This window comes from Marinobacter sp. AL4B, assembly GCF_019916045.1.
Lineage (GTDB): Bacteria > Pseudomonadota > Gammaproteobacteria > Pseudomonadales > Oleiphilaceae > Marinobacter.
In genome coordinates, this window is the sequence record NZ_JAILWZ010000013.1 from 286,204 (window position 1) to 310,826 (window position 24,623).

Annotated in this window: 21 protein-coding genes and 1 tRNA gene; 6 read left to right on the forward strand and 16 right to left on the reverse strand. The window is 53.5% G+C overall.

The window, feature by feature from the left end; all coding sequences use genetic code 11:
- Nucleotides 1-5: 5 nt before the first annotated feature.
- Together livG and K5L82_RS11630 are read left to right on the forward strand one after the other, a co-directional pair.
- A complete protein-coding gene (gene livG, locus K5L82_RS11625) occupies nt 6-761 on the forward strand; it encodes a high-affinity branched-chain amino acid ABC transporter ATP-binding protein LivG (protein ID WP_133007449.1) in 756 nt (251 codons plus the stop codon).
- Between the two features lie 9 nt (nt 762-770).
- Nucleotides 771-1,472, forward strand: coding sequence for an ABC transporter ATP-binding protein (locus K5L82_RS11630; RefSeq protein WP_223134266.1), 702 nt, complete (start codon nt 771-773; stop codon nt 1,470-1,472).
- A gap of 68 nt (nt 1,473-1,540) precedes the next feature.
- On the opposite strand, the gene K5L82_RS11635 is transcribed toward K5L82_RS11630, so the two are convergent.
- Nucleotides 1,541-1,981: a hypothetical protein gene (locus K5L82_RS11635; RefSeq protein WP_207924318.1), complete on the reverse strand. Its 441-nt coding sequence runs from the start codon at nt 1,979-1,981 to the stop codon at nt 1,541-1,543.
- A 295-nt stretch (nt 1,982-2,276) separates the two neighbouring features.
- Between K5L82_RS11635 and K5L82_RS11640 the strand changes: the two genes are divergently transcribed.
- From K5L82_RS11640 to K5L82_RS11650, 3 genes are all read left to right on the forward strand, one after another.
- The gene (locus tag K5L82_RS11640) at nt 2,277-2,741 is read left to right on the forward strand and encodes a DUF3015 domain-containing protein (RefSeq protein WP_223134267.1); all 465 of its coding nucleotides are present in this window, start codon (nt 2,277-2,279) and stop codon (nt 2,739-2,741) included.
- 83 nt (nt 2,742-2,824) lie between these two features.
- A complete protein-coding gene (locus K5L82_RS11645) occupies nt 2,825-4,690 on the forward strand; it encodes a DUF4105 domain-containing protein (protein ID WP_223134268.1) in 1,866 nt (621 codons plus the stop codon).
- Nucleotides 4,660-5,529: an alpha/beta hydrolase gene (locus tag K5L82_RS11650; RefSeq protein ID WP_223134269.1), complete on the forward strand. Its 870-nt coding sequence runs from the start codon at nt 4,660-4,662 to the stop codon at nt 5,527-5,529. The genes K5L82_RS11645 and K5L82_RS11650 overlap by 31 nt, the downstream gene beginning before the upstream one ends.
- 108 nt (nt 5,530-5,637) lie before the next feature.
- On the opposite strand, the gene pnp is transcribed toward K5L82_RS11650, so the two are convergent.
- The 13 genes from pnp to ftsH form a co-directional block, all read right to left on the reverse strand.
- Complete coding sequence (gene pnp / locus K5L82_RS11655; protein ID WP_262492696.1) at nt 5,638-7,752, reverse strand: polyribonucleotide nucleotidyltransferase; 2,115 nt, start codon at nt 7,750-7,752, stop codon at nt 5,638-5,640.
- A gap of 349 nt (nt 7,753-8,101) precedes the next feature.
- Nucleotides 8,102-8,371, reverse strand: a complete 270-nt coding sequence (rpsO, locus tag K5L82_RS11660; RefSeq protein WP_133007442.1) for a 30S ribosomal protein S15 — start codon at nt 8,369-8,371, stop codon at nt 8,102-8,104.
- 77 nt (nt 8,372-8,448) lie between these two features.
- Nucleotides 8,449-9,372, reverse strand: a complete 924-nt coding sequence (truB, locus tag K5L82_RS11665; protein WP_223134270.1) for a tRNA pseudouridine(55) synthase TruB — start codon at nt 9,370-9,372, stop codon at nt 8,449-8,451.
- A complete protein-coding gene (rbfA, locus tag K5L82_RS11670; RefSeq protein WP_133007440.1) occupies nt 9,369-9,800 on the reverse strand; it encodes a 30S ribosome-binding factor RbfA in 432 nt (143 codons plus the stop codon). The genes truB and rbfA overlap by 4 nt, the downstream gene beginning before the upstream one ends.
- Nucleotides 9,800-12,331, reverse strand: coding sequence for a translation initiation factor IF-2 (gene infB / locus K5L82_RS11675; RefSeq protein ID WP_223134271.1), 2,532 nt, complete (start codon nt 12,329-12,331; stop codon nt 9,800-9,802). Before infB ends, rbfA begins: the two co-directional genes overlap by 1 nt.
- Nucleotides 12,332-12,351: 20 nt before the next feature.
- The gene (gene nusA / locus K5L82_RS11680; RefSeq protein ID WP_133007438.1) at nt 12,352-13,845 is read right to left on the reverse strand and encodes a transcription termination factor NusA; all 1,494 of its coding nucleotides are present in this window, start codon (nt 13,843-13,845) and stop codon (nt 12,352-12,354) included.
- A 53-nt stretch (nt 13,846-13,898) separates the two neighbouring features.
- On the reverse strand, nt 13,899-14,360 hold the full coding sequence (gene rimP, locus K5L82_RS11685) for a ribosome maturation factor RimP (RefSeq protein WP_223134272.1): 462 nt from the start codon (nt 14,358-14,360) through the stop codon (nt 13,899-13,901).
- Between the two features lie 316 nt (nt 14,361-14,676).
- Nucleotides 14,677-14,761: transfer RNA gene (locus K5L82_RS11690), tRNA-Leu, on the reverse strand.
- Nucleotides 14,762-14,770: 9 nt separating this feature from the next.
- Nucleotides 14,771-15,133, reverse strand: a complete 363-nt coding sequence (gene secG / locus K5L82_RS11695) for a preprotein translocase subunit SecG (RefSeq protein WP_133007436.1) — start codon at nt 15,131-15,133, stop codon at nt 14,771-14,773.
- A 24-nt stretch (nt 15,134-15,157) separates the two neighbouring features.
- Complete coding sequence (gene tpiA, locus K5L82_RS11700; protein ID WP_223134273.1) at nt 15,158-15,916, reverse strand: triose-phosphate isomerase; 759 nt, start codon at nt 15,914-15,916, stop codon at nt 15,158-15,160.
- A gap of 81 nt (nt 15,917-15,997) precedes the next feature.
- The gene (gene glmM, locus K5L82_RS11705; protein WP_133007434.1) at nt 15,998-17,341 is read right to left on the reverse strand and encodes a phosphoglucosamine mutase; all 1,344 of its coding nucleotides are present in this window, start codon (nt 17,339-17,341) and stop codon (nt 15,998-16,000) included.
- Nucleotides 17,341-18,171, reverse strand: coding sequence for a dihydropteroate synthase (gene folP, locus K5L82_RS11710; protein ID WP_223134274.1), 831 nt, complete (start codon nt 18,169-18,171; stop codon nt 17,341-17,343). The genes glmM and folP overlap by 1 nt, the downstream gene beginning before the upstream one ends.
- A 90-nt stretch (nt 18,172-18,261) precedes the next feature.
- Complete coding sequence (gene ftsH, locus K5L82_RS11715; protein ID WP_223134275.1) at nt 18,262-20,205, reverse strand: ATP-dependent zinc metalloprotease FtsH; 1,944 nt, start codon at nt 20,203-20,205, stop codon at nt 18,262-18,264.
- 276 nt (nt 20,206-20,481) lie between these two features.
- Between ftsH and yhbY the strand changes: the two genes are divergently transcribed.
- Entirely contained in the window at nt 20,482-20,790 is a 309-nt protein-coding gene (gene yhbY / locus K5L82_RS11720) for a ribosome assembly RNA-binding protein YhbY (protein ID WP_133007431.1), read from the forward strand.
- Between the two features lie 65 nt (nt 20,791-20,855).
- On the opposite strand, the gene greA is transcribed toward yhbY, so the two are convergent.
- Nucleotides 20,856-21,338 (reverse strand): transcription elongation factor GreA, encoded by a 483-nt coding sequence (gene greA, locus K5L82_RS11725; protein ID WP_133007430.1) that lies wholly within the window; start codon nt 21,336-21,338, stop codon nt 20,856-20,858.
- Nucleotides 21,339-21,342: 4 nt separating this feature from the next.
- Complete coding sequence (gene carB / locus K5L82_RS11730; RefSeq protein WP_133007429.1) at nt 21,343-24,561, reverse strand: carbamoyl-phosphate synthase large subunit; 3,219 nt, start codon at nt 24,559-24,561, stop codon at nt 21,343-21,345.
- Nucleotides 24,562-24,623 lie beyond the last annotated feature (62 nt).

The following is a 24,623-nucleotide window of genomic DNA, read 5'->3' on the forward strand; positions in this document are numbered from 1 at the left end:
CAGGTATGCTGGAAGTACAAGATCTGTCCATGCGTTTCGGCGGCCTGCTAGCCGTGGATGGCGTAAACCTGGACGTTCAGAACCATGAAATCGTCTCGGTGATCGGTCCTAATGGTGCCGGCAAAACCACCGTGTTCAACTGCCTTAGCGGGTTCTACAAACCCACTGGCGGAAAGATTCTGTTTGAAGGCAAAGAAGTACAAGGCAAACCTGACTATAAGATCTCTCGACTTGGTATGGTGCGTACCTTCCAACACGTTCGATTATTTGGCCAAATGTCCGTGGTTGAAAATCTGCTGGTTGCACAACACCGCCACTTGAACACCAACTTGCTTGCCGGCTTGATCCAAACACCGAATTACCGTTCTCGCGAACAGCGGTCACTGGATAAAGCGGCCTATTGGCTGGAACGTGTCGGCCTACTGGAGCTCTCTAACCGGGAAGCAGGCAACCTTGCCTATGGCCAGCAGCGGCGTCTGGAAATCGCTCGCTGCATGGTTACGGAGCCCAAGCTATTAATGCTCGACGAGCCCGCAGCCGGCCTCAACCCGGCTGAAACGAACGATCTCAACCAACTGATCATGAGTTTGAAAGAGGATTATAACGTTTCAGTATTGCTGATAGAGCACGACATGAGCCTCGTAATGGATATCTCTGACCGGATTACCGTCATTAACCAGGGACGCCCTCTGGCCAGCGGCACTCCGGCCGAAGTACGCCAGAACGACGACGTGATCAAAGCTTATCTGGGCGAGGCCTGAGGAAGAAGTATGCTAGTACTGGAAAACGTTCATACACATTACGGCAAAATTGAGGCCTTACACGGTGTCTCTGTTGAAGTGAACAAGGGAGAAATCGTTTCGCTGATCGGCGCAAACGGGGCCGGTAAAACCACTCTTCTGATGACGGTATGCGGCCATCCGCAGGCCAGCTCGGGGCGCATTATTCTGGAAGGCAAGGACATCACTCACGATGCCACCTCCAACATCATGCGCTCAGGCATCGCCATTGTGCCGGAAGGCCGTCGGGTATTTTCCGGCCTGACCGTAGAGGAAAACCTGCATATGGGCGGATTCTTCAACACCAAGGCCGAGATTCAAAAAAGCCAGGATCACGTTTACGAGCTATTCCCCCGGCTCAAAGAACGTGAAAACCAACGCGCCGGCACCATGTCAGGCGGAGAGCAGCAGATGCTGGCCATCGGCCGGGCACTGATGAGCAAACCCAATATGATTATTCTGGATGAACCATCTCTGGGTTTGGCTCCAATCATCATTCAGCAGATTTTCGAGATCATCGGTCAGCTGCGAGACGAGGGGATTACGGTATTTCTCGTTGAGCAGAACGCGCATCAAGCGCTGAATTTAGCGGATAGGGGTTATGTGCTCGAAACTGGAAAGATCCGGCTGCACGATACAGGCAAGAACTTGCTAAACAATCCCGAAGTCCGGGAGGCATACCTGGGGGGGTAACATTTACCCATCAAAAAAAGCCGGAGAGGGGTCTCCCCCTCTCCGGCTTTTTTTGACAATCACAAAGCTTATTTAATGCTTCGGATTGTGCCTTTGTAACCTTCAACTGTTACGTCGATGGTGCCAAAGAAACCATAACCTTCCTGCTTAACGGTGTAGCGAGGAGCTACAATCACATCAGCGCCGGACTCGGTAATGGCGTTATAAGCTGCTGCAGACTTAACTTTTTCAGTCAAAGAAGCGCCGCCCAGAGAAAGCAGAGAACCGCCACCATTAGCACCGTAAGCAACGCCGTCAGCGTATTCGCTCTGAGCACCCAGAGTCAGCAGACCAAACAACTGAGTAACAGAAGATTGGCCAGTGATTTTTTCGCCAACTTCGATGTCAGCTTTAACGTCAGTGGCAACAGCACCGGTCAATGGCAGAGAAGGTGCACTGGTGTTCAGGGAGCTACAACCAGTCAACGCGCCGGCCATTACAAGGCTTGAGGCAATAAGTAATTTTTTCACAATCATGTCTCCATGTGTCTTTGAAGGTCGCCGTCTTGGCGGGCAAAACTATACGCAACTCACCCCTTTATGACAACATAATCTAACTCCGAAATTTATAAACCAATTAGCAATAACAACTAATTTTGAAAACAGTCTAATACTTTGTGCCACTTGCATTTTTACAGACTCGTCTATACTTACCGGAGCGGTTTGCATGCAGGGCATCATCCTCCGAGCCGTTCTTATCTAATAAATGACCAGCTTTACGTTTAAGCGTTTTGTGACGAGAGAAAAACCACACAAGGAGTGGATAATGAAAAAACTGATCGCAGGTGCAATTCTTCTCAGCGCTTCCTCTATGGCATTCGCTCAGCCTGGCTGTGGTGTTGGCGCAATGATATGGAAGGGACAGTCCGGCATTGCTCCACACGTGCTGGCAGCTACTACCAACGGAACATTCGGTAACCAGACATTTGGTATGACTACCGGCACTCTGGGTTGCTCCACCAACCAATCTGTACAATCCATGGCTATGTACATGGACAGCAACATCGACAAGGTTGCCCGTGACATGTCCCGCGGCTCCGGTGAAAACCTGGACACTCTCGCCGTGCTTCTTGGCGTAGAAGAAGCGGACCGCGCTGATTTCCGTCAGGTACTGCAGGACAACTTCGCAGCTATCTTCCCGAACTCCGAAACCACTTCTGGCGAAGCGGTAGACGCAATCGTAGCCCTGCTTGAACAGAACACATCTCTGAGCAAGTACGTGGCGGCCTAATCGCTTAGCCCCGAAGGATTGAACCTGCGCTATGGATGGCGCACTATCCTATTCTCCACTCAAACCGGATGCACCAAACACCCATGGGCTACCTCTTGCGCACTGGGCAGGCTGCTTTATGGCTTGCTGGCACCTTGGCAACCCACACTGCCTTCGCAATTAATACCGAGAACCTTCACGAACACCCGGTTTGGCTCACGCTTGGCCACTATCATGAAAACAGCTGGGGTTCGGGCCACACGAGCCAGGCCGATGATCCGGCGTTTTTCCTAAGCGAAGATGGTAAAACCAATCCGAAGGCAGAGCTTTCCGCCACCCTGGAAGCGATTCAACAACCGGGCGAAGGTAATGACCACGCGCGCTGCCGCTTCCCTGCCCGAGATGCCTGGTTACGACAACAGCTTGATCTGCCCAATGAACCGGTGAGCTGCCCGGCTTACGAAGACTGGGCCGGCACCCTGAATACCGAAAAAGTCACGTTGGTGTTTGCCGCGTCTTACCTAAATAGTCCCTCGTCGATGTTTGGCCACACCTTCCTGAGACTCGACCCACCGCAGGATGACAACGAAACCGACCTGCTGCTGGCCAATACCATTTCTTACGCCGCCGATGCCGCCGAGCACGACAGTGAACTGCTATTCGCCTATCGCGGTATCTTTGGTGGCTACCCGGGCATTACCGCGATCAAGCCTTATTACGAAATGATCCGCCTATACAACGACATCGAACACCGGGACTTATGGGAGTACACCCTGAACCTGAGCCAGCAAGAAGTCGACACTATGCTGGCCCACACCTGGGAGATCCAGGACAAAAATTTCGATTATTACTTCTTTGACGAAAACTGCGCCTACCGCCTGCTCGCGCTTATTGACGTGGCCCGCCCAGGAACTGACCTTTTAGAGGAAGTAAGTACTCACGCGATCCCTTCCGACACAGTACGTTGGGTGCGCGACAAAGACCTGGTTGAAAGCATTCATTACCGGCCGTCCGCCGCGACAGCCGTTAGTCACAACCTCGAATCACTGCCTGATGAGCACCAAACCATAGCCGCAGCAATTGCCAACGGCTACGTAAACGTAGACGATCCGGAGGTTCAAAACCTCCCCTCTGGCGAAAAGGCACGCTTGCTCGACGCAACCTATGATTACGTGCGCTACCAGAGCGAAGCCGCCAACTGGCCCCGCGAGATTGCCGCGCCACTATCTCACCAATTGCTGATGATCCGAAGTCAAATCGACAACGCCAAACCCATACCACCGGTCACAGAACCCACGGTGCGCGACGATCAAGGCCACGACACCTTCAGGCTCAGCCTGAGTTCAGGCCAGCTGGCCCACAGCGAATTCACCGAGCTGACCATTCGACCGGCCTACCACGACATCGTCGATCCCCCCGAAGGCTACCGAACCGGAGCGCAGCTGCAGTTCCTGCGATTGGATGCCCGCCTCTATCACGACAACGACGAACTTCAGGTCGAACAAATTACCGGCGTTGAAATTCGATCCTTGAGCCCCCGCAACCAGTTTTTCTCGCCCACCTCCTGGCAAGTCGGCTTCGGCGGCCGTCGCACTGACACAAGAACCCAGCGAGTGCTCGCGCCTTATCTGGAAGGTGGAGCTGGGGGTAGCTGGAGCCTTGGCGACAACAGGCAATTCTTCGCCATGGCCACGGCCGACCTTGAAATCGACGACGACATCCGCCGCGGCTACGACTTCGCCCCGGGCGCAGACCTAGGCGCACTACACCAAAGCCCACGCTTCAGCTTACTCGGCGGCGTCAAAACCAAAGCCTGGATCGTCAGCAGCCAACACCGGCAAGACCAGCTTTACTTAAAAGCCAACTACCACATCGGCCGCGAATTCAGCCTATTCACCGAATTCACTCGAGAAGACCACTTCGACAGGTACCAAAGCACATGGCAGGCAGGCATCCACGCGTACTTCTAAACTCGAAAGCGCTCACCACCCTGGTTTTCGCATTCCTGACACTGCTGCAAACCGGCTGCAGCAGTGTCTTCTTCTATCCAAACAACACCACCTACATCACCCCAGACCGGCTCGAACTGGATTACGAAGATGTGTTCCTGAACACCGCCGACGGAGAAACCCTCCACGGCTGGTGGCTACCGGCTAAAACCGACAAACCCGCCAAAGGTACCCTCTACTACCTCCACGGCAATGCCCAAAACGTAAGCGCTCACATACTCAACGTCGCTTGGCTACCACCGGAAGGCTACAACGTCTTCACCTTAGATTACCGGGGCTACGGCCAATCCACCGGCGCTCCCGACATCGAAGGTGCCCTACACGACGTCGAAACCGGCTTACGGTGGCTGGCCGAGCGCCAAACAGACCAACCACTCTTCCTCCTAGGTCAAAGCCTTGGCGGCGCACTCGGGATTGCCCTTGCCAGCGAATGGGTGCAACGCAACGAACAACCCGAACTCAACGGCGTGATCCTCGACGGCACTTTCTCAGGCTTCCGCTACATCGCCCGGGAAAAACTCAACAGCTTCTGGCTAACCTGGCCCTTCCAATACCCCCTGAGCTGGACCATCCCCGACGACTACGAAGGCGTAGACGGAATTTCGGGCATAGCGCCCGTACCGGTGATGATCATCCATAGTATCCGAGACGGCATCATCCCGTTCCACCACGGCACAAGGCTCTATGATGCCGCTGAGCATCCAAAAGAATTCCTCCAGACGGATACCCCACACGCAGCCACCTTCGTGATTCCTGCGTACCGTGAGGCGGTTTTGGAGTTTATGGATGAGAACTTCTAGCCGAGGAACAATAGCTTTTTCCCAAACCACGCTACCCCATAGTTGAGAACAGCCAGAAACGAAAAAACCCGCCAAAAGGCGGGTTTTCTCAAAACAAACTAAGAAATCTTAGTCAGCGAATTCAGTTGCCTGCTCGCCTTCCTTAACTTCCTTCATGGACAGCTTAACGCGGCCACGGTTGTCTACATCCAGAACCTTAACCAGAACTTCCTGACCTTCGCTCAGCTCATCAGTCACGTTCTCGATACGGCGCTCAGAGATCTGGGAAATGTGCACCAGACCATCCTTGCCAGGCAGAATGTTCACAAACGCACCGAAGTCCACAATCCGCTCAACACGGCCCTTGTAGATAGCGCCCACTTCGATCTCTGCAGTGATTTCCTTAACACGATTCATCGCCGCCTGAGCCGCTTCACCGTTCTCTGCGTAGATCTTCACGTTGCCATCGTCATCCAGATCGATAGACGCGCCGGTCTCATCACAAATAGAACGGATAGTCGCGCCACCCTTACCGATCACGTCACGGATCTTATCCGGATGAATCTTGATAGTGGTGATGCTCGGCGCACGATCAGACAGCTCGGTGCGCGACTCAGAGATAACCTTGTTCATCTCATCCAGGATGTGCAAACGCGCAGCCTGTGCCTGCTCAAGAGCAAGTTCCATGATCTCGTCAGTGATACCATTGATCTTAATATCCATCTGCAGCGCAGTGATACCTTCTTTGGTACCCGCAACCTTGAAGTCCATATCGCCCAAGTGATCTTCGTCACCCAGAATGTCGGTCAGAACCGCGAACTTCTCGCCTTCCTTGACCAGACCCATCGCGATACCGGCAACCGGCGCCTTGATCGGAACACCAGCGTCCATCAGCGCGAGGCTTGAACCACACACGGAAGCCATTGAGCTGGAACCGTTAGATTCCGTAATCTCGGAAACCGAACGGATAGCGTACGGGAATTCTTCGATAGTCGGCATAACCGCCAACACACCACGCTTGGCCAAACGACCGTGGCCCACTTCACGACGACCCGGAGTACCTACACGGCCGGCTTCACCGACAGAGTACGGAGGGAAGTTGTAGTGGAACATGAACGGATCTTTACGCTCACCTTCTAGTGCGTCGATGGTCTGAACGTCACGGGTCGTACCCAGAGTTGTGGTGACGATCGCCTGAGTTTCACCACGGGTGAACAGGGCAGAACCGTGAACAGAAGGCAGAATGCCTACTTCCACTTCGATCGGACGAACGGTCTTGTTGTCACGGCCATCGATACGCGGCTTGCCGTCGATAACTTGCTGACGAACAACTGTCTTCTCAACTTTGCCGAAGTACTTCTTCACCAAGTCGGCAGAAGGCTGACCTTCTTCTTCGCCGGCCAGTTTCTCAACGGCAGCGGCTTTGATTTCACCCAAACGCGCGTAACGAGCCATCTTGTCGCGAATGGCATAAGCATCTTCGATCTGACCCACAAAATCGGCTTTGATCGCGTCTAGCAGTCCGGTGTCTTCCGGCTCTGGCTGCCAATCCCAACGCGGCTTGCCGTTCTCGGCAGCGAATTCTTTAATCGCGTTGATTGCAGTTTGCATTTCCTGGTGAGCATACAGAACGCCACCCAGCATCTGATCTTCAGACAGGCCTTTGGCTTCAGATTCAACCATCAGAACGGCTTCATCAGTACCGGCAACAACCATATCCAGAAGAGAGGTTTGCAGGTCTTCAAAAGAAGGGTTCAGGAAGTAACCTTTATCGTTGGTGAAACCAACGCGAGCGGCACCGATAGGGCCGTCAAAAGGAATACCAGAGATTGCCAGGGCAGCAGAAGCGGCCAGCATGGCTGCGATATCCGGATCCTGCTTCTTGTCGGTCGACATGACCGTCAGAATCACCTGAACTTCGTTCATGTAACCCGTCGGGAACAGAGGACGGATAGGACGGTCGATCAAACGCGACGTCAGAGTTTCTTTCTCGGAAGGACGACCTTCACGCTTGAAGAAACCACCGGGGATTTTACCCGCAGCATAAGTCTTCTCGGAGTAGTTAACGGTCAGCGGGAAAAAAGGCTGGCCCGGCTTTGCTTCACGGACACCAACAACGGTACCCAGAACGGACGTATCACCACAGGTAACTACAACAGAACCGGTTGCCTGACGGGCAACGCGACCGGTTTCCAGTGTGAAGGTGTGTCCACCCATTTCAAATGTTTTCGTACGTGGTTGCAGATCCACAATTTACTCCTGCTTTTCAACTGTTTAATACGTGGCTAATGACTGAATGATTCAGCATAGCCCGTGTTTTCCATTTATGCCGCAGCAGTCTGAACGGTGAACCAAAAGGCAACCCGTCTGAAAGCTAACAGGCTGTCGCAAAAACCCGGCGATGCCCCGGCTTTTCGACAACCTGCTTTCAATATCGGCTTTCCATTACGACAGGGAAAATCCTTTGGTGTCACGGACAAATCAACTGCAGCAGATAGCCACCTGGTTGCCTTACAAGCAAGCGCAGACAGCGGAGGAGAAAACTCGGCTGGCCGCGGGAAACCCGGGCCAGCCTTCAGGTCACTAAATCCGATTAGCGACGCAGACCCAAACGCTTGATCAACTCAAGGTAACGGTCAGCATTCTTACGCTTCAGGTAGTCCAGCAGCTTACGACGCTGGTTTACCATACGGATAAGACCACGGCGGGAATGGTGATCCTGCTTGTTGGCCTTAAAGTGATCCTGCAGCTTGTTGATGTTAGCGGTCAGCAGAGCCACCTGAACTTCAGGGGAACCGGTATCGCTTTCACCTTGCTGAAAATCTGTAACGATTTGAGCTTTCTCACTGGCAGAAAGTGCCATATTACACCTCATTGTTTGCGATGCTGATAAATCCGGCCGAACCGCGCATCTCTACAGCCCGGCTATACAGCGGCAGCTTATCTGCCGTTGTTCTTGACCAGTCGACGAGGCACCAGCACGGTGTCTTCGCCTTCCGGTTGAGCTTCAGCCAACCCGACAAAAGAATGATTGCCGTAAACACGCACAAATCCTTCAAAGGGCTGACCGGGTATTCTAACTGGTTGCCCGTTCAATATCGACACCAACGCCGATCCCGAAAGCCGGTGTTCCGGGAACATAGTCAGCGCGCTTTCCGGCGGCAACAACAACCCGTCGAGGCTTTCGTCACGCTCGCGCATAGCTTCCAGAGTTTCGACATTCTGAACGTTTTCAAGCGTGTAACCCGCAGCCAAAGTACGACGTAAAGCCACCACATGAGCGCCACAACCTAACTCTTGGCCGATGTCCTCAACTAATGAGCGGATGTACGTACCCTTAGTGCAGGTTACCGCCAGATCGAGTTCGTTGTCCCGAACCGCAAGAAGCTTCATTTCATAGATGGTAACGGGCCTTGCCGGGCGTTCGATTTCAATGCCTTCCCGAGCGTATTCATACAGAGGCTTGCCCTGATGCTTTAGAGCGGAATACATCGACGGAACCTGCTGAATGTCGCCCCGGAAGTTTTCCAGAACGGCTTCTACCTCGGCTTCCGTTAAAGAGGGAACAGGTTTTTCTTCAACAACAGCGCCTTCGGAATCCCCAGTTTCAGTGCGAACACCTAAGCGAGCCGTGGTGACATAGGCTTTATCGCTGTCCAACATCGTCTGAGAAAACTTGGTAGCCTCGCCGAAGCACAAAGGCAATACACCAGTGGCTAACGGATCAAGAGCACCGGTATGGCCCGCTTTCGCGGCCCCATACAGGCGCTTCACCTGCTGAAGAATACCGTTGGAGGTGACACCCTGGGGTTTATCAATAACCAGGATGCCATTTACGTCACGACCTTTACGTCTTCGACTCAAGCGTCACGCTCCGAACTGTCCGCGTCAGATTCGCCACCATCATCTTGCCCAACGGCAGGCTGGTCACCCACAGCTTCCCGAATCAAACGATCCAGTTTACGGCTGTGACCAAGCAGACTGTCGAAGTGGAACCGCAGCATAGGCACAACGCGCAACTTCATCGCCCGCGCCACTTGGCCACGCAAAAATCCGGATGCTTTATTCAGCACCTTCAGGGATTCCTGAACTTCCGGAGATTGCTCGGTTAGCTCTTCGGTCGATAACAGCGAAACGTAGATATCGGCATAGCCCAAATCTCGGCTGACTTTGACGTCATTCACCGTGATCATGCCAACGCGAGGGTCTTTCACCTCACGTTGGATGATCTGGGCCAGCTCACGTTGCATTTGATCGCCAATACGATCGATGCGGCTGTAATCCCGTGCCATTAGGCCCCCGTAGACTCGAGCTGACGTTCAACGCGAACGCGATCGAAGACTTCGATCTGGTCGCCCACTTTCACATCGTAACCCTTAACGCCGATACCACACTCCATACCGTTACGAACTTCTGGTACGTCGTCCTTGAAACGACGCAGCGATTCGAGCTCGCCTTCGAAGATCACAACATTGTCACGCAGGACACGAATCGGCTTGTTGCGGTATACATTACCCTCGGTAACCATACAGCCGGCAACCTGACCGAACTTCGGTGAACGGAACACGTCACGCACATCCGCGATACCAACGATATCTTCACGGAATTCTGGCTTCAGCATGCCGGTCAGGGCCGCTTTAACGTCGTCCAGCATGTTATAGATGATGCTGTAGTAACGAAGGTCCAGACCTTCTTTTTCAACTAAACGCTTAGCTGCAGTATCGGCACGAACATTAAAGCCGAAGATAACTGCGTTGGTAGCCATAGCCAGACTGATATCGGTTTCAGCGATACCGCCAACACCGGAAGAGACAACTTTGACCTGGACTTCTTCGTTACCCATATCACGCAAGGCCTTGGTGATCGCCTCAAGGGTACCGCGCACGTCGGTCTTCAGAACAACGTTGAGAGTCTTAACCTCGTCCTTGCCCATGTTTTCAAACATGTTCTCAAGCTTGGCCGCCTGCTGACGCTGTAGACGGGTTTCACGCTCGCGAGTCTGACGTAGTTCGGCCAATTCTTTAGCCTTCTTCTCATCGGACACGGCGTAGAACTCGTCACCGGCATCGGGAGTACCGTTCAAACCCAAAATCTCAACCGGAATTGAAGGGCCAGCAGATTTAACCGGCTTGCCAGCTTCGTTAGTCATGGCACGAACTTTACCGAAGAAAGATCCTGCAACAACCATCTCACCCTGGCGCAGCGTGCCGTTCTGAACCAGAACCGTCGCAACCGAACCACGGCCACGTTCCAAGCTAGACTCAACCACCACACCTTTTGCTGATGCATCTGGAGAAGCTTCCAACTCAAGCACTTCGGCTTGCAGCAATACGGCTTCAAGCAGATTGTCGATACCCGCACCAGTATGCGCAGATACAGGCACGAACTGAACGTCGCCGCCCCAGTCTTCCGGAATAACGTCCAGAGCTGACAGTTCGGTTTTGATACGATCAGGATCCGCTTGCTCTTTGTCCATCTTGTTGATGGCAACAACCAACGGAACACCGGCCGACTTGGCGTGTTCTACCGCCTCTTTCGTCTGCGGCATCACGCCGTCATCAGCGGCTACAACCAGAATGACAATGTCAGTGCACTGGGCACCACGAGCACGCATCGCTGTAAAGGCTGCGTGGCCCGGGGTATCCAGGAAGGACACCATGCCGTGATCGGTTTCAACGTGGTAGGCACCAATGTGCTGTGTGATGCCACCGGATTCGCCAGCTGCTACTTTAGTGCGGCGAATGTAATCAAGCAGTGAGGTTTTACCGTGATCAACGTGACCCATCACGCTCACAACCGGAGCCCGCTTGATCTTCTCTTTGCCTTCGTCCTGTTCTGTGATGTTGCTCAGCACTTCTTCTTCGAGCGCATCATCACTGACACTTACAGGCTTGTGGCCCAACTCTTCAGTCACCAGGATCGCACTTTCCTGATCCAGAGGCTGGTTGATGGTGGCCATTACGCCCATTCCCATCAGAGTCTTGATGACATCAGCGGATTTAACAGCCATACGCTGGGCTAGATCACCAACAGTGATCGTTTCTGGAATCTGAACTTCTCTTACCATGGGCTTGGTTGGCCTCTCGAAAGCATGACGCTTTTCTTTCGTTTTCTTTTTGGCCCGTAGCTGTTTGCGAGGAGCAGAATCGTCATCCTCGGAAATCACCAGAGGTTCTTCTGGTCGGCTACGTGGACCGCGATGGCCAGCCTGCTTCTTCTTCGGCTTGCCGTCATCATCATCGCCGCGCTCACGCCCTTTTTCTTTCTTTTTCTTCGGCTTGCGATCCCGTCCATCGTCTTCTGGCGGAGGCATCGGAATGTCCTCTGGCGCAGTTTCAACGACTGGCTCGGGCTCTTTAGCTTTAGGTGCTTCTGCCACTTCAGCTTGCGCTTTCGGCGCCTCTGTTTCTGGCTCGGCTGGTGCTTGCTCGGCAGCCACTTGCGGTGCTTCTTGCGGTGCTGGCTCTTGAGCGACCGACTGCTCCACAGGTGCTTCCTGCTCTAACGCTTCGGCTTCCGGCTCAGGCTGCAATTCTGCACGCTTGACATACGTACGACGCTTGCGCACTTCCACGTTAACCGTTTTGGCTTTACCCGCTTTCAACGTGGTCGTTGTCTTGCGCTTGAGCGTGATCTTCCGCGGCTCTGCTTCGTCATCGCCGTGGCTCTTTCTCAGATAATCCAGCAACTGCTGTTTCTCATCGCCAGACACAGCATCGTTTTCGCTGCGAGCCTGTAGCCCGGCTTCCACGATCTGCTTCAGCAAACGATCCACGGGAGCGCCTACATCTGCGGCCAGTTGTTTTACCGTTACATCAGTCATACTGGTCCTCCTCTCCCGAATCAGGCCTGGTCTTCAAACCAGGGTGCACGTGCCGTCATAATCAACTGACCTGCACGCTCTTCATCAATACCTTCAATCTCTAGCAGATCATCAACTGACTGCTCTGCGAGATCCTCCATCGTGCGAACACCCATACCGGCCAACTTAAACGCCAGTGCTCGCTCCATGCCTTCCATTTCCAAGAGGTCTTCAGCAGGCTCTGATCCTTCAAGGGCTTCTTCACCGGCCAAGGCCTGATTTAACAGGGCATCTTTGGCACGCTTACGAAGTTCCGTCACGGTGTCTTCGTCCAAACCGTCAATCGCCAACATTTCTTCCATCGGCACATAGGCCACTTCTTCAATGGAAGAAAAGCCCTCGTCAATCAGGACGCTTGCAAATTCTTCATCAACATCGAGATGCTTGGTGAAGTGCTCGAGCAAACGGCCGAGCTCTTGCTCTTGACGCTCACCGGCTTCTTCTTCGGTCATCACGTTCAATGTCCAGCCAGTCAGCTCTGTGGCCAAGCGAACGTTCTGTCCGTTTCGACCAATAGCTTGCGCCAGATTATCTTCAGCAACCGCAACGTCCATGGTGTGGCGATCTTCGTCCATCACGATGGAGGCAACTTCCGCCGGAGCCATGGCATTGATAACCAGTTGTGCCGGATTATCGTCCCAAAGAACGATATCCACACGTTCACCGCCCAACTCGTTGGAAACGGCCTGAACACGCGAACCACGCATCCCCACGCAAGCACCGACTGGATCGATACGACGGTCGTTGGTTTTCACAGCAATTTTGGCGCGTGAACCGGGATCACGGGCAGCGCCACGAATTTCGATCAACTCTTCGGCGATCTCTGGCACTTCGATGCGGAATAATTCAATCAGCATCTGGCCATCAGTACGGCTCAAAATCAATTGCGGACCACGATGATCAACTCGGATTTCAAGCAGCAGGGCCCGCACTCGATCACCCATTCGGAAAGTCTCACGGGCAATCAGATGCTCTCGAGGCAACAACGCTTCAGCGTTACTACCCAAATCCACGATGACGTTATCCCGAGTTACCTTCTTGACGGTACCGGAAACCAGCTCACCGACACGGTCACGGTAGCTGTCTACTATCTTGGAACGTTCGGCTTCACGAACTTTCTGGAAAATGATCTGCTTCGCGGCCTGCGCACCGATACGACCAAAAGCAACGGACTCGGTCTGCTCTTCGTGCATGTCACCCGGCTGTAGCGAGGTATCAATTTCTTCCGCTTCCTGCATGGTCAGTTCGGTGCCCAATGCGGGAACCGCGTCATTATCTACCACTAACCAGCGGCGGAATGTTTCATATTCGCCAGTACGGCGATCGATGGAAACGCGGATATCCGCCTCTTCATCTTCATAACGCTTTTTGGCAGCAGTGGCGAGCGCAAGCTCGATGGCCTCAAAAATCACGTCCTTATCGACGCCTTTCTCGTTCGAGACGGTTTCCACTACCAGCAAGATCTCTTTACTCATGCGATTGCCCTGCCTTCAAAATAATCAATACATCTAAAAATTCTTGAATACGCTTATTCAAAAACCGGAACGATATTGGCTCTATCAATACTGTCGAAGGGCAACAAGTACTCGTGATCGTCTACCACGATTACCACCTCGTCACCTTCTACACCTTTGATCAGGCCCTGAAATTTTCTGCGCCCCTCGAATGCCATTCGGAGCTTGAGTTGAACTTTATGCCCAACAAACGTCTGATAATGCTCAAGACGAAACAACGGGCGATCCATCCCCGGTGATGAAACCTCCAGCGTATATTCGCTTTGGATGGGATCTTCCACATCCATAACGCCACTGACTTGCCGACTTACTTTCTCGCAGTCTTCAATGCCAATACCGTTTTCGGCGTCATCGATAAATACCCGAAGCATCGACTGATAACCACGAGAACGAAATTCGATACCCCAAAACTCATATCCGAGCCCTTCTATCACCGGGCGCAGTATGTCTTCGAGTTGTTTAAGCTTGGCTGACAAGTGTCGCCGCCTCCGTCTTGAGAATTTTCAATGTACAAAAACAAAAAAAGGGCTGTTGATCAGCCCTTTTATGCACTAGGGCCCTTGCGCCAGGCCCCTTAATCAAAAAGCCCCTGAAATCGGGGCTTTTTGTTGCAAGAATTCGCAGAAAGCCAAACCCAAAACGGCTATCTGCCGACAGACACCTGGCCTGCCTGGAAGTCAGGACGAATCACCGACTCCAATATCCGCCGAAGTATAGAGATACGAAGCGGAGCGGTCAAGGACTGACCAAACAAAGACGGCCTGGATAAACCAAGCCGTCTTTGTTGAAAATTGGTGCCCAGGGCCGGACTCGAACCGGCACAGCTCTCGCTACCACCCCCTCAAGATGGCGTGTCTACCAATTTCACCACCTGGGCAAAAACTCTTTACTCGAACTCAGGGAGCTCGTCTTCTTTCGTCTCGCTATTCTCGCCTTCACCCATAGCAGGAACGTGCTCTGCAGAAGACTCCTGAAGCATTGGAATGCCAGCTTCACCGGCCACTTCAGCACGCTGCTTGGCAAAAATAGCCAGCGAGAAGCTTGTGACAAAAAACACAACCGCCATCAAGGTAGTTACACGAGTCAGAAAACTGCCGCTACCCTGACTACCAAATACTGTCTGGGATGCACCGCCACCAAAGGCTGCACCGGCATCCGCGCCCTTGCCCTGCTGAATCAGGACGACACCCACCAGCGCCACGGCGATAACGACGTGAACAACAACTACCAGTGTTTCCATCCAATCCATACAGACTCTCGTATTCGTTTTAGCTTAGCTACCCGCCGGGAATGACCGACAGATACTAATAAATTCTTCAGCCTTAAGGGAAGCACCACCTATAAGACCACCATCGATATCGGGCTCTGAGAACAGAGCGGCAGCATTATCCGCTTTTACACTGCCGCCGTAAAGTACCGAAATCTCTTCTGCGGGTGCGCCCATCGTTTTCAGGACGTTTCGAATCTCCGCATGCATCGCTTGCGCATCTTCAGCCGTAGCCGTTTTGCCCGTACCTATGGCCCAAACTGGCTCATACGCAACAACAACCCCTTGCCACTGATCGCCGACAACACTAACCAGACCATTTCTGACCTGCTCAGCGACCACACGCTCAGCCTCACCGGCCTCACGCTGCGCCAGCGTTTCACCAACACAAAGCACTGCCGTCAAGCCACATTCGAGCACGCGTTCCACCTTGCGGGCCGCCACATCATCACGCTCACCAAACAGCTGACGACGTTCAGAATGACCTACCAGCACGTAGCTGCAACCTAAATCCTTGGCCATTTCGGCGGACACTTCGCCGGTATAGGCTCCAGATTGCCATTCACTGACGTTCTGCACACCCAAGGCAAGCTTTCCATCGGACTGCTGCTGAACAAGCGGAACATAAAGTGCTGGCGGAATCACAACCACTTCAGCGGCGTCATCCAGCCCAACTGCACGATCACAAATCACGCCAACCAGTTGTTGCACAAGGTCTTTCGACCCGTTCATCTTCCAGTTTCCGGCTACAATTTTACGGCGCATATGAACTCTCAAACGTCCTGAACGTAAGCGAGGGCGAACTATACAGCAGAGATTTCGTCTGCACAACCGCCCCGTTTTGACTCAGGGGGTTGACTGCTTAACCACCACTGACAGACGCTCCGCGACTCGGGCAATCTCAGCCGCATCTTTACCTTCTGCCATCACTCGAATCAACGGCTCGGTTCCTGAAGCACGCAGGAGAATCCTGCCCGAATCGCCAAGATCTGCTTCAGCCTGTCGCATGGCACTCACAATATCTTCCCGACTAAGCGGATCGAAACGCTGCGCAACTTTTACGTTGATCATGGTTTGCGGCAACTTATTCATACCACTGCGCAGCTCGGTCAGGGTTTTACCGGAATTACCTATAGCCAGCAACACCTGCAACGCCGACACCACACCATCGCCCGTGCCAATGCAGTCTCGAATAACCATGTGCCCTGAGCCTTCGCCACCCACCAACCAATCATTGGCCAGCAAACGCTCCATCACATACCGGTCGCCAACCTTTGCCCGCTCGAACGGAATATCAAGCTCGTTCAGCGCCAGCTCAACACCCAGATTGGTCATCAACGTTCCAACAACACCACCTTCCAAACGCCCTTCTGCACGACGCTGAGAAGCGAGAATGTACAATAACTCGTCACCATCAACTTCCGAGCCGTCCCGATCGACCATCAGCACCCGGTCGCCATCGCCGTCAAACGCGACACCCAAATCGGCACCCGTCTCGATAACGGTCTGCTTCAAGTTGTCCAAGTGCGTGGAACCAACGTTCAAATTGATATTCAAACCATCCGGCTCAGCACCGATCACGGTCAGCCTAGCACCCAGCTCGCGGAATACCTTTGGCGCCACGTGATAGGTTGCACCGTGAGCACAGTCCAACACGACATGCATATCGTCCAACGTAAACTCGTTCGGAACCGTACTTTTGCAGAATTCAACATAGCGACCTGGCGCATCATCGATCCGACTGACCTTGCCTAGCTCTTTGGGCTCACAGACTTCAATCGGCCTATCCAACCAACGTTCGATCTCAGACTCGAGGGCATCATCCAACTTGGTGCCCGCAGCAGAGAAGAACTTTATCCCGTTGTCGTGGTGGGGGTTATGGGAGGCACTGATCACTATGCCAGCCGAGGCCCGGAAAGTACGCGTGAGATAAGCAATGGCGGGCGTGGGCATGGGCCCCAGAAGCTTCACATCAACCCCTGCAGCAGAAAGCCCTGCTTCCAATGCAGACTCAAACATGTAACCCGACAGGCGAGTATCTTTACCGATCAAAACACTATTGCGTTGACCTGCTTTCTTGAACGCCTGACCGGCCGCCCACCCAAGATGGAGCATAAACTCGGGCGTGATGGGCTGCTCGCCTACCCGACCTCGAATACCGTCGGTACCAAAATATTTACGCTGGGACATTACCTTGCCTCCTTAACTGCCGTTACGACTTTCACGGCATCCACAGTTTCCCTGACGTCATGCACCCGCAGAATGCTCGCGCCTTTCATGGCCAATATTGTCGCGGCTGCAAGGCTGGCAGACAACCTTTCATTAACATCGCGGCCCGTGATAACTCCGAGCACCGATTTTCGGGAGACACCAACCAACAGCGGATGTCCCAGCATATGCATTTGCTCCATGCCGGCCAAGAGCTGCACATTGTGATCAACCGTTTTGCCAAAACCGAACCCCGGATCAAGGATAATATTCTCCGGTAGCACCCCCGCAGCCTCTGCTACCCGCACCCTCTCAGTTAAAAACGAACTGACTTCCCGGCGAACATTTCGATAAAACGGCGAATCCTGCATGGTGTCCGGCTCTCCCTGAATGTGCATCAAACAAACCGGAACTCCCGCCCGGGCCGCCGTCTCTGGGGCGCCGTCTCGCTGGAGCGCACGAACATCATTGATTAACCCAGCCCCGACTTTAACCGATTCAGCCATAACCAGCGGATTACTGGTATCTACAGACACCACCACATCCAGCTCTCGCGCAATTGCCTCAACCACCGGGCACACCCGATCTAACTCTTGCTGTGAAGATACCGGCGTGGCTCCCGGGCGAGTCGACTCACCCCCTACATCTACAAAAGCAGCTCCATCAGCAACCATCTGCTTCGCTCGAAGCACGGCTGCATCCACACTGTTGAATTGGCCGCCGTCCGAAAACGAATCGGGTGTAACATTGAGAATACCCATGACATGGCATTCGGACAGATTTAGTTGGCGGCCGGCAAAATTAACGTTCATAGGGCTCCGGTTAGATCTTTTGTAAAGACAAAAACAAACGCCGCCCAATATATGGGCGGCGTCGGATAACACTTAAAGCTTTAGCGCGAGTTAGTGCTCGCCAGCCGGACGCCCTACTCCGGGCTGCCCATCGTCTCCTGACTCCTTGGGCTCAGGTGCCGGCTCGGCGCCTTCGGGCGTTCCACCAGCAGACGGGCCGCTGTCGCCCCAGTTTTTCGGGGGACGAGGATCACGCCCTTCCATGATGTCGTCAATCTGGAAGCGATCGATCGTTTCATACTTCATCAAAGCATGAGCCATCATGTCTAGTTTTTCACGATTCTCGACCAGAATCTGCTTGGCAGTCTCGTAGCAGGTGTCAACGATGTTCCGCACTTCCTCATCGATGCGCTGCGCAGTCTCGGGCGAATACACCGTATGAGACTGACCAGCTGAGCGTCCCAAGAACGGCTCTTCGCTGTCGGTGTCGTACTGCAACGGCCCCAACTTATCGGACAAGCCCCAACGAGTGACCATGTTGCGCGCAAGGCTGGTAGCACGCTCAATGTCGTTCGATGCACCGGTTGTTACGCCATCAACACCCAACGTGAGCTCTTCAGCGATACGTCCACCAAACAAGCTGCAAATCGAACTGATCAAGTAACGCTTGGAGTGGCTGTACTTATCCTCTTCAGGGAGAAACATAGTCACACCCAGCGCGCGGCCACGAGGAATAATGCTCACTTTGTACACGGGATCGTGCTCGGGGACTACACGACCCACAATCGCATGACCCGCCTCGTGATAGGCAGTATTCAGCTTTTCTTTTTCATTCATCACCATGGACTTACGCTCAGCGCCCATCATGATCTTATCTTTTGCCAGCTCCAGCTCTTCCATGGAGACCAAGCGCAGGTTACGGCGCGCGGCAAACAATGCAGCCTCGTTCACAAGGTTCGCCAAGTCGGCACCAGAGAATCCTGGAGTACCGCGAGCGATCACCTCCGGATCGATACCGTCTGCCAATGGCACTTTCTTCATATGCACTTTCAGGATCTGCTCGCGACCCTTAATGTCTGGCAAGCTAACCACTACCTGACGATCGAAACGGCCCGGGCGCAACAACGCCGGGTCCAGCACGTCAGGTCGGTTGGTCGCGGCAATGACGATAACGCCCTCGTTACCCTCAAAGCCGTCCATTTCAACCAACAACTGGTTCAGCGTTTGCTCACGCTCATCGTGACCGCCGCCCATACCGGCGCCACGATGACGACCAACGGCATCGATCTCGTCGATGAAGATGATGCAGGGGCTCTGCTTTTTCGCTTGTTCGAACATGTCGCGAACACGTGACGCACCCACACCGACAAACATCTCAACGAAGTCTGAACCCGAGATAGAGAAGAACGGCACCTTGGCTTCGCCTGCGATGGCCTTGGCCAGCAGCGTTTTACCCGTACCCGGAGGGCCAACCATCAGAACGCCCTTCGGAATACGGCCGCCCAGACGCTGGAATTTACTTGGGTCACGCAGGAAGTCGACCAACTCTTTGACGTCTTCTTTGGCCTCTTCAACACCGGCCACGTCACCAAAGGTCGTTTTGATCTGATCTTCACTGAGCAGACGGGCTTTGCTTTTACCAAAGGACATAGGGCCTTTGCCGCCGCCACCGCCTTGCATCTGGCGCATGAAGAACATGAACAATGCGATGATGATCAGAATCGGGAATGCAGCCACCAATAGCTGGGTCCACAGGCTCTGGCGCTCTGGCTCTTTACCGATTACCTCAACTTGATTCGCAAGAAGGTCGTCCATCAGTTTGTTGTCGGGCACTTGAGGACGAACTGTCTGGAACTGAGAGCCGTCACCCCGAATGCCTTGAATTTCCAGCCCGTCTACCGTCACCTGACGAACCTGTCCTTGCTGGACCATTTCGACAAACTGGGAATAATTAACTTGTTGCCCGCTGGTGGTGGGCGTGAAATTCTGAAACACCATCAGCAGCACAGCGGCTATCACTAGCCATAGAACTAAATTTTTTGCCATATCGTTCAAGGATCATCACCTGTGAATTGCAGAGTCGCGGCCTGACCACCAACCCTTTTCGAACACCTTACACCAAATGTACGCTCGTAAACCAGAAGTGGCCTATCCGTAAAAGACACAGAGTTCGGAAAATCGTTCCCCGCCACTAAAACGACAAACAACACCTGTAAGTGATTACAGCCATTTGTAGCAGGCATCTATCTGTTACAATCACTCTATTATACGCCGTTGTCAGCTTTTAAGCCGCTGACCTTTTGTTAATAGCATTGATAAAGAGAATACATCATGAGTTTGTCATCGGAACAGCGCCGGGAATACCGGGCCATTGCCCACAACCTGAAGCCCGTAATCATTGTCGGCGACAAAGGCCTGTCCGAAGGACTCCAAGACGAGCTGGATCGCGCCCTGAACGATCACGAACTGATCAAGATCAAAGTCGCCACGCAGGACCGCGAAGCGCGCCAGGAGGCCATTGAGGCTCTGTGCAAAAGTGCGAAAGCCGAACTGGTACAAACCATTGGCAAAATCGCTGTCATTCTGCGCCGGTCCAAAAAGCCAAATCCAAAGCTCTCCAACCTGCTCAGAAACAAATAAGTATCTAGCCATAAAAAAGCCGGCCAGAGGTTCACTCTGACCGGCTTTTCTTTGCCTGCAATACCTTAAATGTACTGCACCTCGGCAATTTCGTACTCAACCGTACCGGACGGAATGCGAACTGCTACCACATCTCCCTCGCTTTTACCGATCAGAGCCCGCGCAATCGGCGAGGATACCGAAAGTTTCCCGGCTTTGATGTCGGCCTCATCTTCACCAACAATCTGGTAGGTCACTTCTTCATCGGTGTCCATGTTCACCAATTCGACTGTGGTACCGAAAATGACCTTGCCGGTGTTTTCCATCGTGGTCACGTCGATCACCTGAGCCCCCGAAAGCTTGCCTTCAATTTCCTGAATGCGGCCTTCGATAAAGCTCTGCTGCTCACGCGCAGCATGGTATTCGGCATTTTCTTTCAAGTCGCCGTGTTCGCGAGCATCAGAAATAGCCTGAATCACCCGCGGGCGATCTTCGGATTTCAGCTTTTTCAGCTCCTCACGCAAGCGGCTTTCGCCCAGCTTGGTCATAGGAACTCTATCATTAGACATATCGTTACTTCCCTGCGTGCAAGTCCTGGAGGCGGCGAACTGCGCGCTCCGGACCAAACTTAATGGCTCGACAGTAGGCTTCGCCACCTGCCAGAGTCGTTGTATAGGTCACCTTGCTCTGCAACGCCGACTGACGAATTTGCGACGAATCAGAGATAGCCTTGCGGCCTTCGGTGGTGTTGATAATTAACTGCACATCACCGTTCTTGATCGCATCAACAATGTGCGGGCGACCCTCACGAACCTTGTTGACGTGCGCAACCGTAATACCCGCCTGCTCCAGCGCTTTCGCGGTACCGGTTGTTGCAATGACCTTGAAGCCAGCTTCAATCAGTTCACGAGCAACCTCGATAGCACCCGGTTTGTCGACGTTTCTCACTGACATGAAGGCAGTGCCTTCAGTCGGCAGAACGTCACCGATTGCCAACGACGCCTTAGCAAAGGCTTCATCGAAGCTGTCACCCAGTCCCATCACCTCACCAGTCGACTTCATTTCCGGCCCAAGAATCGGATCAACCGACGGGAACTTGTTGAACGGGAAGACAGACTCTTTCACCGCGTAGTAGGTCGGCACGATTTCCTGCGTGAACTCCAACTCTTTCAGAGTCTTGCCGGACATGACTCGGGCTGCAACCGCCGCCAGAGACAAGCCAATAGCCTTGGACACAAACGGCACGGTACGGGATGCCCGAGGATTCACCTCGATCACGTATATTTCGCCATCCTGCCAGGCCAACTGAACGTTCATCAGACCGATAACTTCCAGCTCAATGGCCATCTTCTTGACCGCTTCACGCATCGCGTCCTGGACATCTTTAGGCAAGCTGTAGGGCGGCAGTGAACACGCGGAGTCACCGGAGTGAATACCTGCCTGCTCAATGTGCTGCATGATGCCACCGATGACTACGTCGGTACCGTCCGAGATGGCGTCGATATCCACCTCGATAGCCGCGTTCAGGAAGTGATCCAGAAGCACCGGGCTGTCATTGGACACCAACACTGCGCTTTGCATATAGCGAACCAGCTCGGTCTCGTCGTAGACGATCTCCATAGCACGCCCACCCAACACATAGGACGGGCGAACGACCAGAGGATAGCCAATTTCACGAGCGGCAATAATGCCTTCTTCATGACTACGAACGGTGGCGTTTTCAGGCTGCTTCAGACCCAAACGCTGGATCATCTGCTGGAACCGCTCACGATCTTCCGCTCGGTCGATGGCGTCCGGGCTGGTGCCGATAATAGGCACGCCTGCAGCTTCAAGGCCGCGCGCCAGTTTCAACGGCGTTTGACCGCCGTACTGAACAATCACGCCCTTCGGCTTTTCAACGGCAATAATTTCAAGAACATCTTCCAGAGTGATCGGCTCGAAGTACAAACGATCCGAGGTGTCATAGTCAGTCGACACGGTCTCCGGGTTGCAGTTGATCATGATGGTTTCATAGCCGTCTTCGCGCATCGCAAGCGCGGCGTGAACACAGCAATAGTCGAATTCGATGCCCTGACCGATCCGGTTAGGCCCACCACCAATAACCACGATCTTATCGCGATCGGAAGGGTCTGCCTCGCACTCTTCTTCGTAAGTGGAGTACATGTAAGCGGTGTCTGACGCGAATTCGGCCGCACAGGTATCCACACGCTTATAAACCGGGCGCACGCCCAGATCATGACGCAACTTACGCATGCTGGCTTCGGAAATGCCGAGCAGCTTGGCCAGTCGTGCGTCGGAGAAGCCTTTGCGTTTCAGTCGGAACAAGGTCGCGTAATCAATATCGGCCTTGCCTGCCGTCTTCAGTGCACTTTCTTCTTTGACGAGATCTTCAATCTGCACCAAGTACCAAGGATCAACCTTGGTGTGCTTGAAGACTTCTTCGACCGTCATTCCGGCACGGAAGGCGTCGCCGATGTACCAGATGCGCTCTGCGCCCGGCACATTGAGTTCGGTGGTCAGTGTTTCGCGGGAGTTCTCTGAATCCAGATCTTCCAGCTTCTCGTCAAAGCCTTCAGAGCCCACTTCCAAGCCGCGCAAAGCTTTCTGCATAGACTCCTGGAAGGTCCGACCAATGGCCATGACTTCGCCAACCGACTTCATCTGCGTGGTCAGTCGAGCGTCCGCCTGCGGGAACTTTTCGAAGGTGAATCGAGGAATCTTGGTAACTACGTAATCGATGCTCGGCTCAAACGACGCCGGGGTAACACCACCGGTGATTTCGTTCTGCAGCTCATCAAGGGTGTAGCCAATGGCCAATTTCGCGGCAACCTTGGCAATCGGGAAACCGGTTGCTTTCGACGCCAGCGCCGAAGAGCGGGATACACGCGGGTTCATCTCGATCACGACCATGCGGCCGGTGTCGGGGTTAATGCCGAACTGAACGTTGGAGCCGCCGGTTTCAACGCCGATTTCACGCAGTACCGCCAAGGAGGCGTTACGCATGATTTGGTATTCTTTGTCGGTCAGAGTCTGGGCGGGAGCTACGGTGATGGAATCACCGGTGTGCACGCCCATTGCGTCAAAGTTTTCGATGGCGCAGACGATGATGCAGTTGTCGTTTTTGTCACGAACCACTTCCATCTCGTATTCTTTCCAGCCGATCAGAGATTCGTCGATCAGCAGCTCGTTGGTTGGAGAGAGATCCAGGCCACGAGTACAGATTTCTTCAAATTCATCTTTGTTGTACGCGATACCACCACCGGAACCACCCATGGTGAACGACGGACGAATAATGCACGGGAAGCCGATTTCTTTGGAGATTTTCCAAGCTTCTTCCATGGAATGGGCAATGGAAGCGCGCGGGCACTCCAGACCAATTTTCTTCATGGCCTGATCGAAGCGGTTACGGTCTTCGGCTTTGTCGATGGTGTCGGCATTTGCACCGATCATTTCGACGCCGTGTTTGTCGAGTACGCCGTATTTTTCCAGATCCAACGCACAGTTCAGTGCTGTCTGGCCACCCATGGTTGGCAACAGGGCGTCAGGCTTTTCTTTCTCGATGATTTTTTCAACGGTTTCCCAGTTGATAGGCTCGATGTAGGTCGCATCGGCCATCGCTGGGTCGGTCATGATGGTAGCCGGGTTGGAGTTCACCAGAATAACCCGGTAACCCTCTTCACGCAGGGCTTTACAAGCCTGAGCTCCAGAGTAGTCGAACTCGCACGCCTGCCCGATCACGATGGGGCCAGCGCCCAGGATCAGGATGCTTTTGATGTCGGTACGTTTTGGCATGTCTCGGTAAACCTGTCAGCAACTTTTGAATTCTTGCAGCGCAGAACACGCGGCGCCTGTCG

Coding starts and splice junctions, on each gene's coding strand:
- nusA (WP_133007438.1), bottom strand. CDS start 13,845: ATGAGTAAAGAGATCTTGCTGGTAGTGGAAACCGTCTCGAACGAGAAA.
- yhbY (WP_133007431.1), top strand. CDS start 20,482: ATGAGTTTGTCATCGGAACAGCGCCGGGAATACCGGGCCATTGCCCAC.
- infB (WP_223134271.1), bottom strand. CDS start 12,331: ATGACTGATGTAACGGTAAAACAACTGGCCGCAGATGTAGGCGCTCCC.
- greA (WP_133007430.1), bottom strand. CDS start 21,338: ATGTCTAATGATAGAGTTCCTATGACCAAGCTGGGCGAAAGCCGCTTG.
- carB (WP_133007429.1), bottom strand. CDS start 24,561: ATGCCAAAACGTACCGACATCAAAAGCATCCTGATCCTGGGCGCTGGC.
- K5L82_RS11630 (WP_223134266.1), top strand. CDS start 771: ATGCTAGTACTGGAAAACGTTCATACACATTACGGCAAAATTGAGGCC.
- K5L82_RS11650 (WP_223134269.1), top strand. CDS start 4,660: ATGGCAGGCAGGCATCCACGCGTACTTCTAAACTCGAAAGCGCTCACC.
- livG (WP_133007449.1), top strand. CDS start 6: ATGCTGGAAGTACAAGATCTGTCCATGCGTTTCGGCGGCCTGCTAGCC.
- K5L82_RS11640 (WP_223134267.1), top strand. CDS start 2,277: ATGAAAAAACTGATCGCAGGTGCAATTCTTCTCAGCGCTTCCTCTATG.
- rpsO (WP_133007442.1), bottom strand. CDS start 8,371: ATGGCACTTTCTGCCAGTGAGAAAGCTCAAATCGTTACAGATTTTCAG.
- folP (WP_223134274.1), bottom strand. CDS start 18,171: ATGAACGTTAATTTTGCCGGCCGCCAACTAAATCTGTCCGAATGCCAT.
- rbfA (WP_133007440.1), bottom strand. CDS start 9,800: ATGGCACGGGATTACAGCCGCATCGATCGTATTGGCGATCAAATGCAA.
- K5L82_RS11645 (WP_223134268.1), top strand. CDS start 2,825: ATGGGCTACCTCTTGCGCACTGGGCAGGCTGCTTTATGGCTTGCTGGC.
- tpiA (WP_223134273.1), bottom strand. CDS start 15,916: ATGCGCCGTAAAATTGTAGCCGGAAACTGGAAGATGAACGGGTCGAAA.
- secG (WP_133007436.1), bottom strand. CDS start 15,133: ATGGATTGGATGGAAACACTGGTAGTTGTTGTTCACGTCGTTATCGCC.
- glmM (WP_133007434.1), bottom strand. CDS start 17,341: ATGTCCCAGCGTAAATATTTTGGTACCGACGGTATTCGAGGTCGGGTA.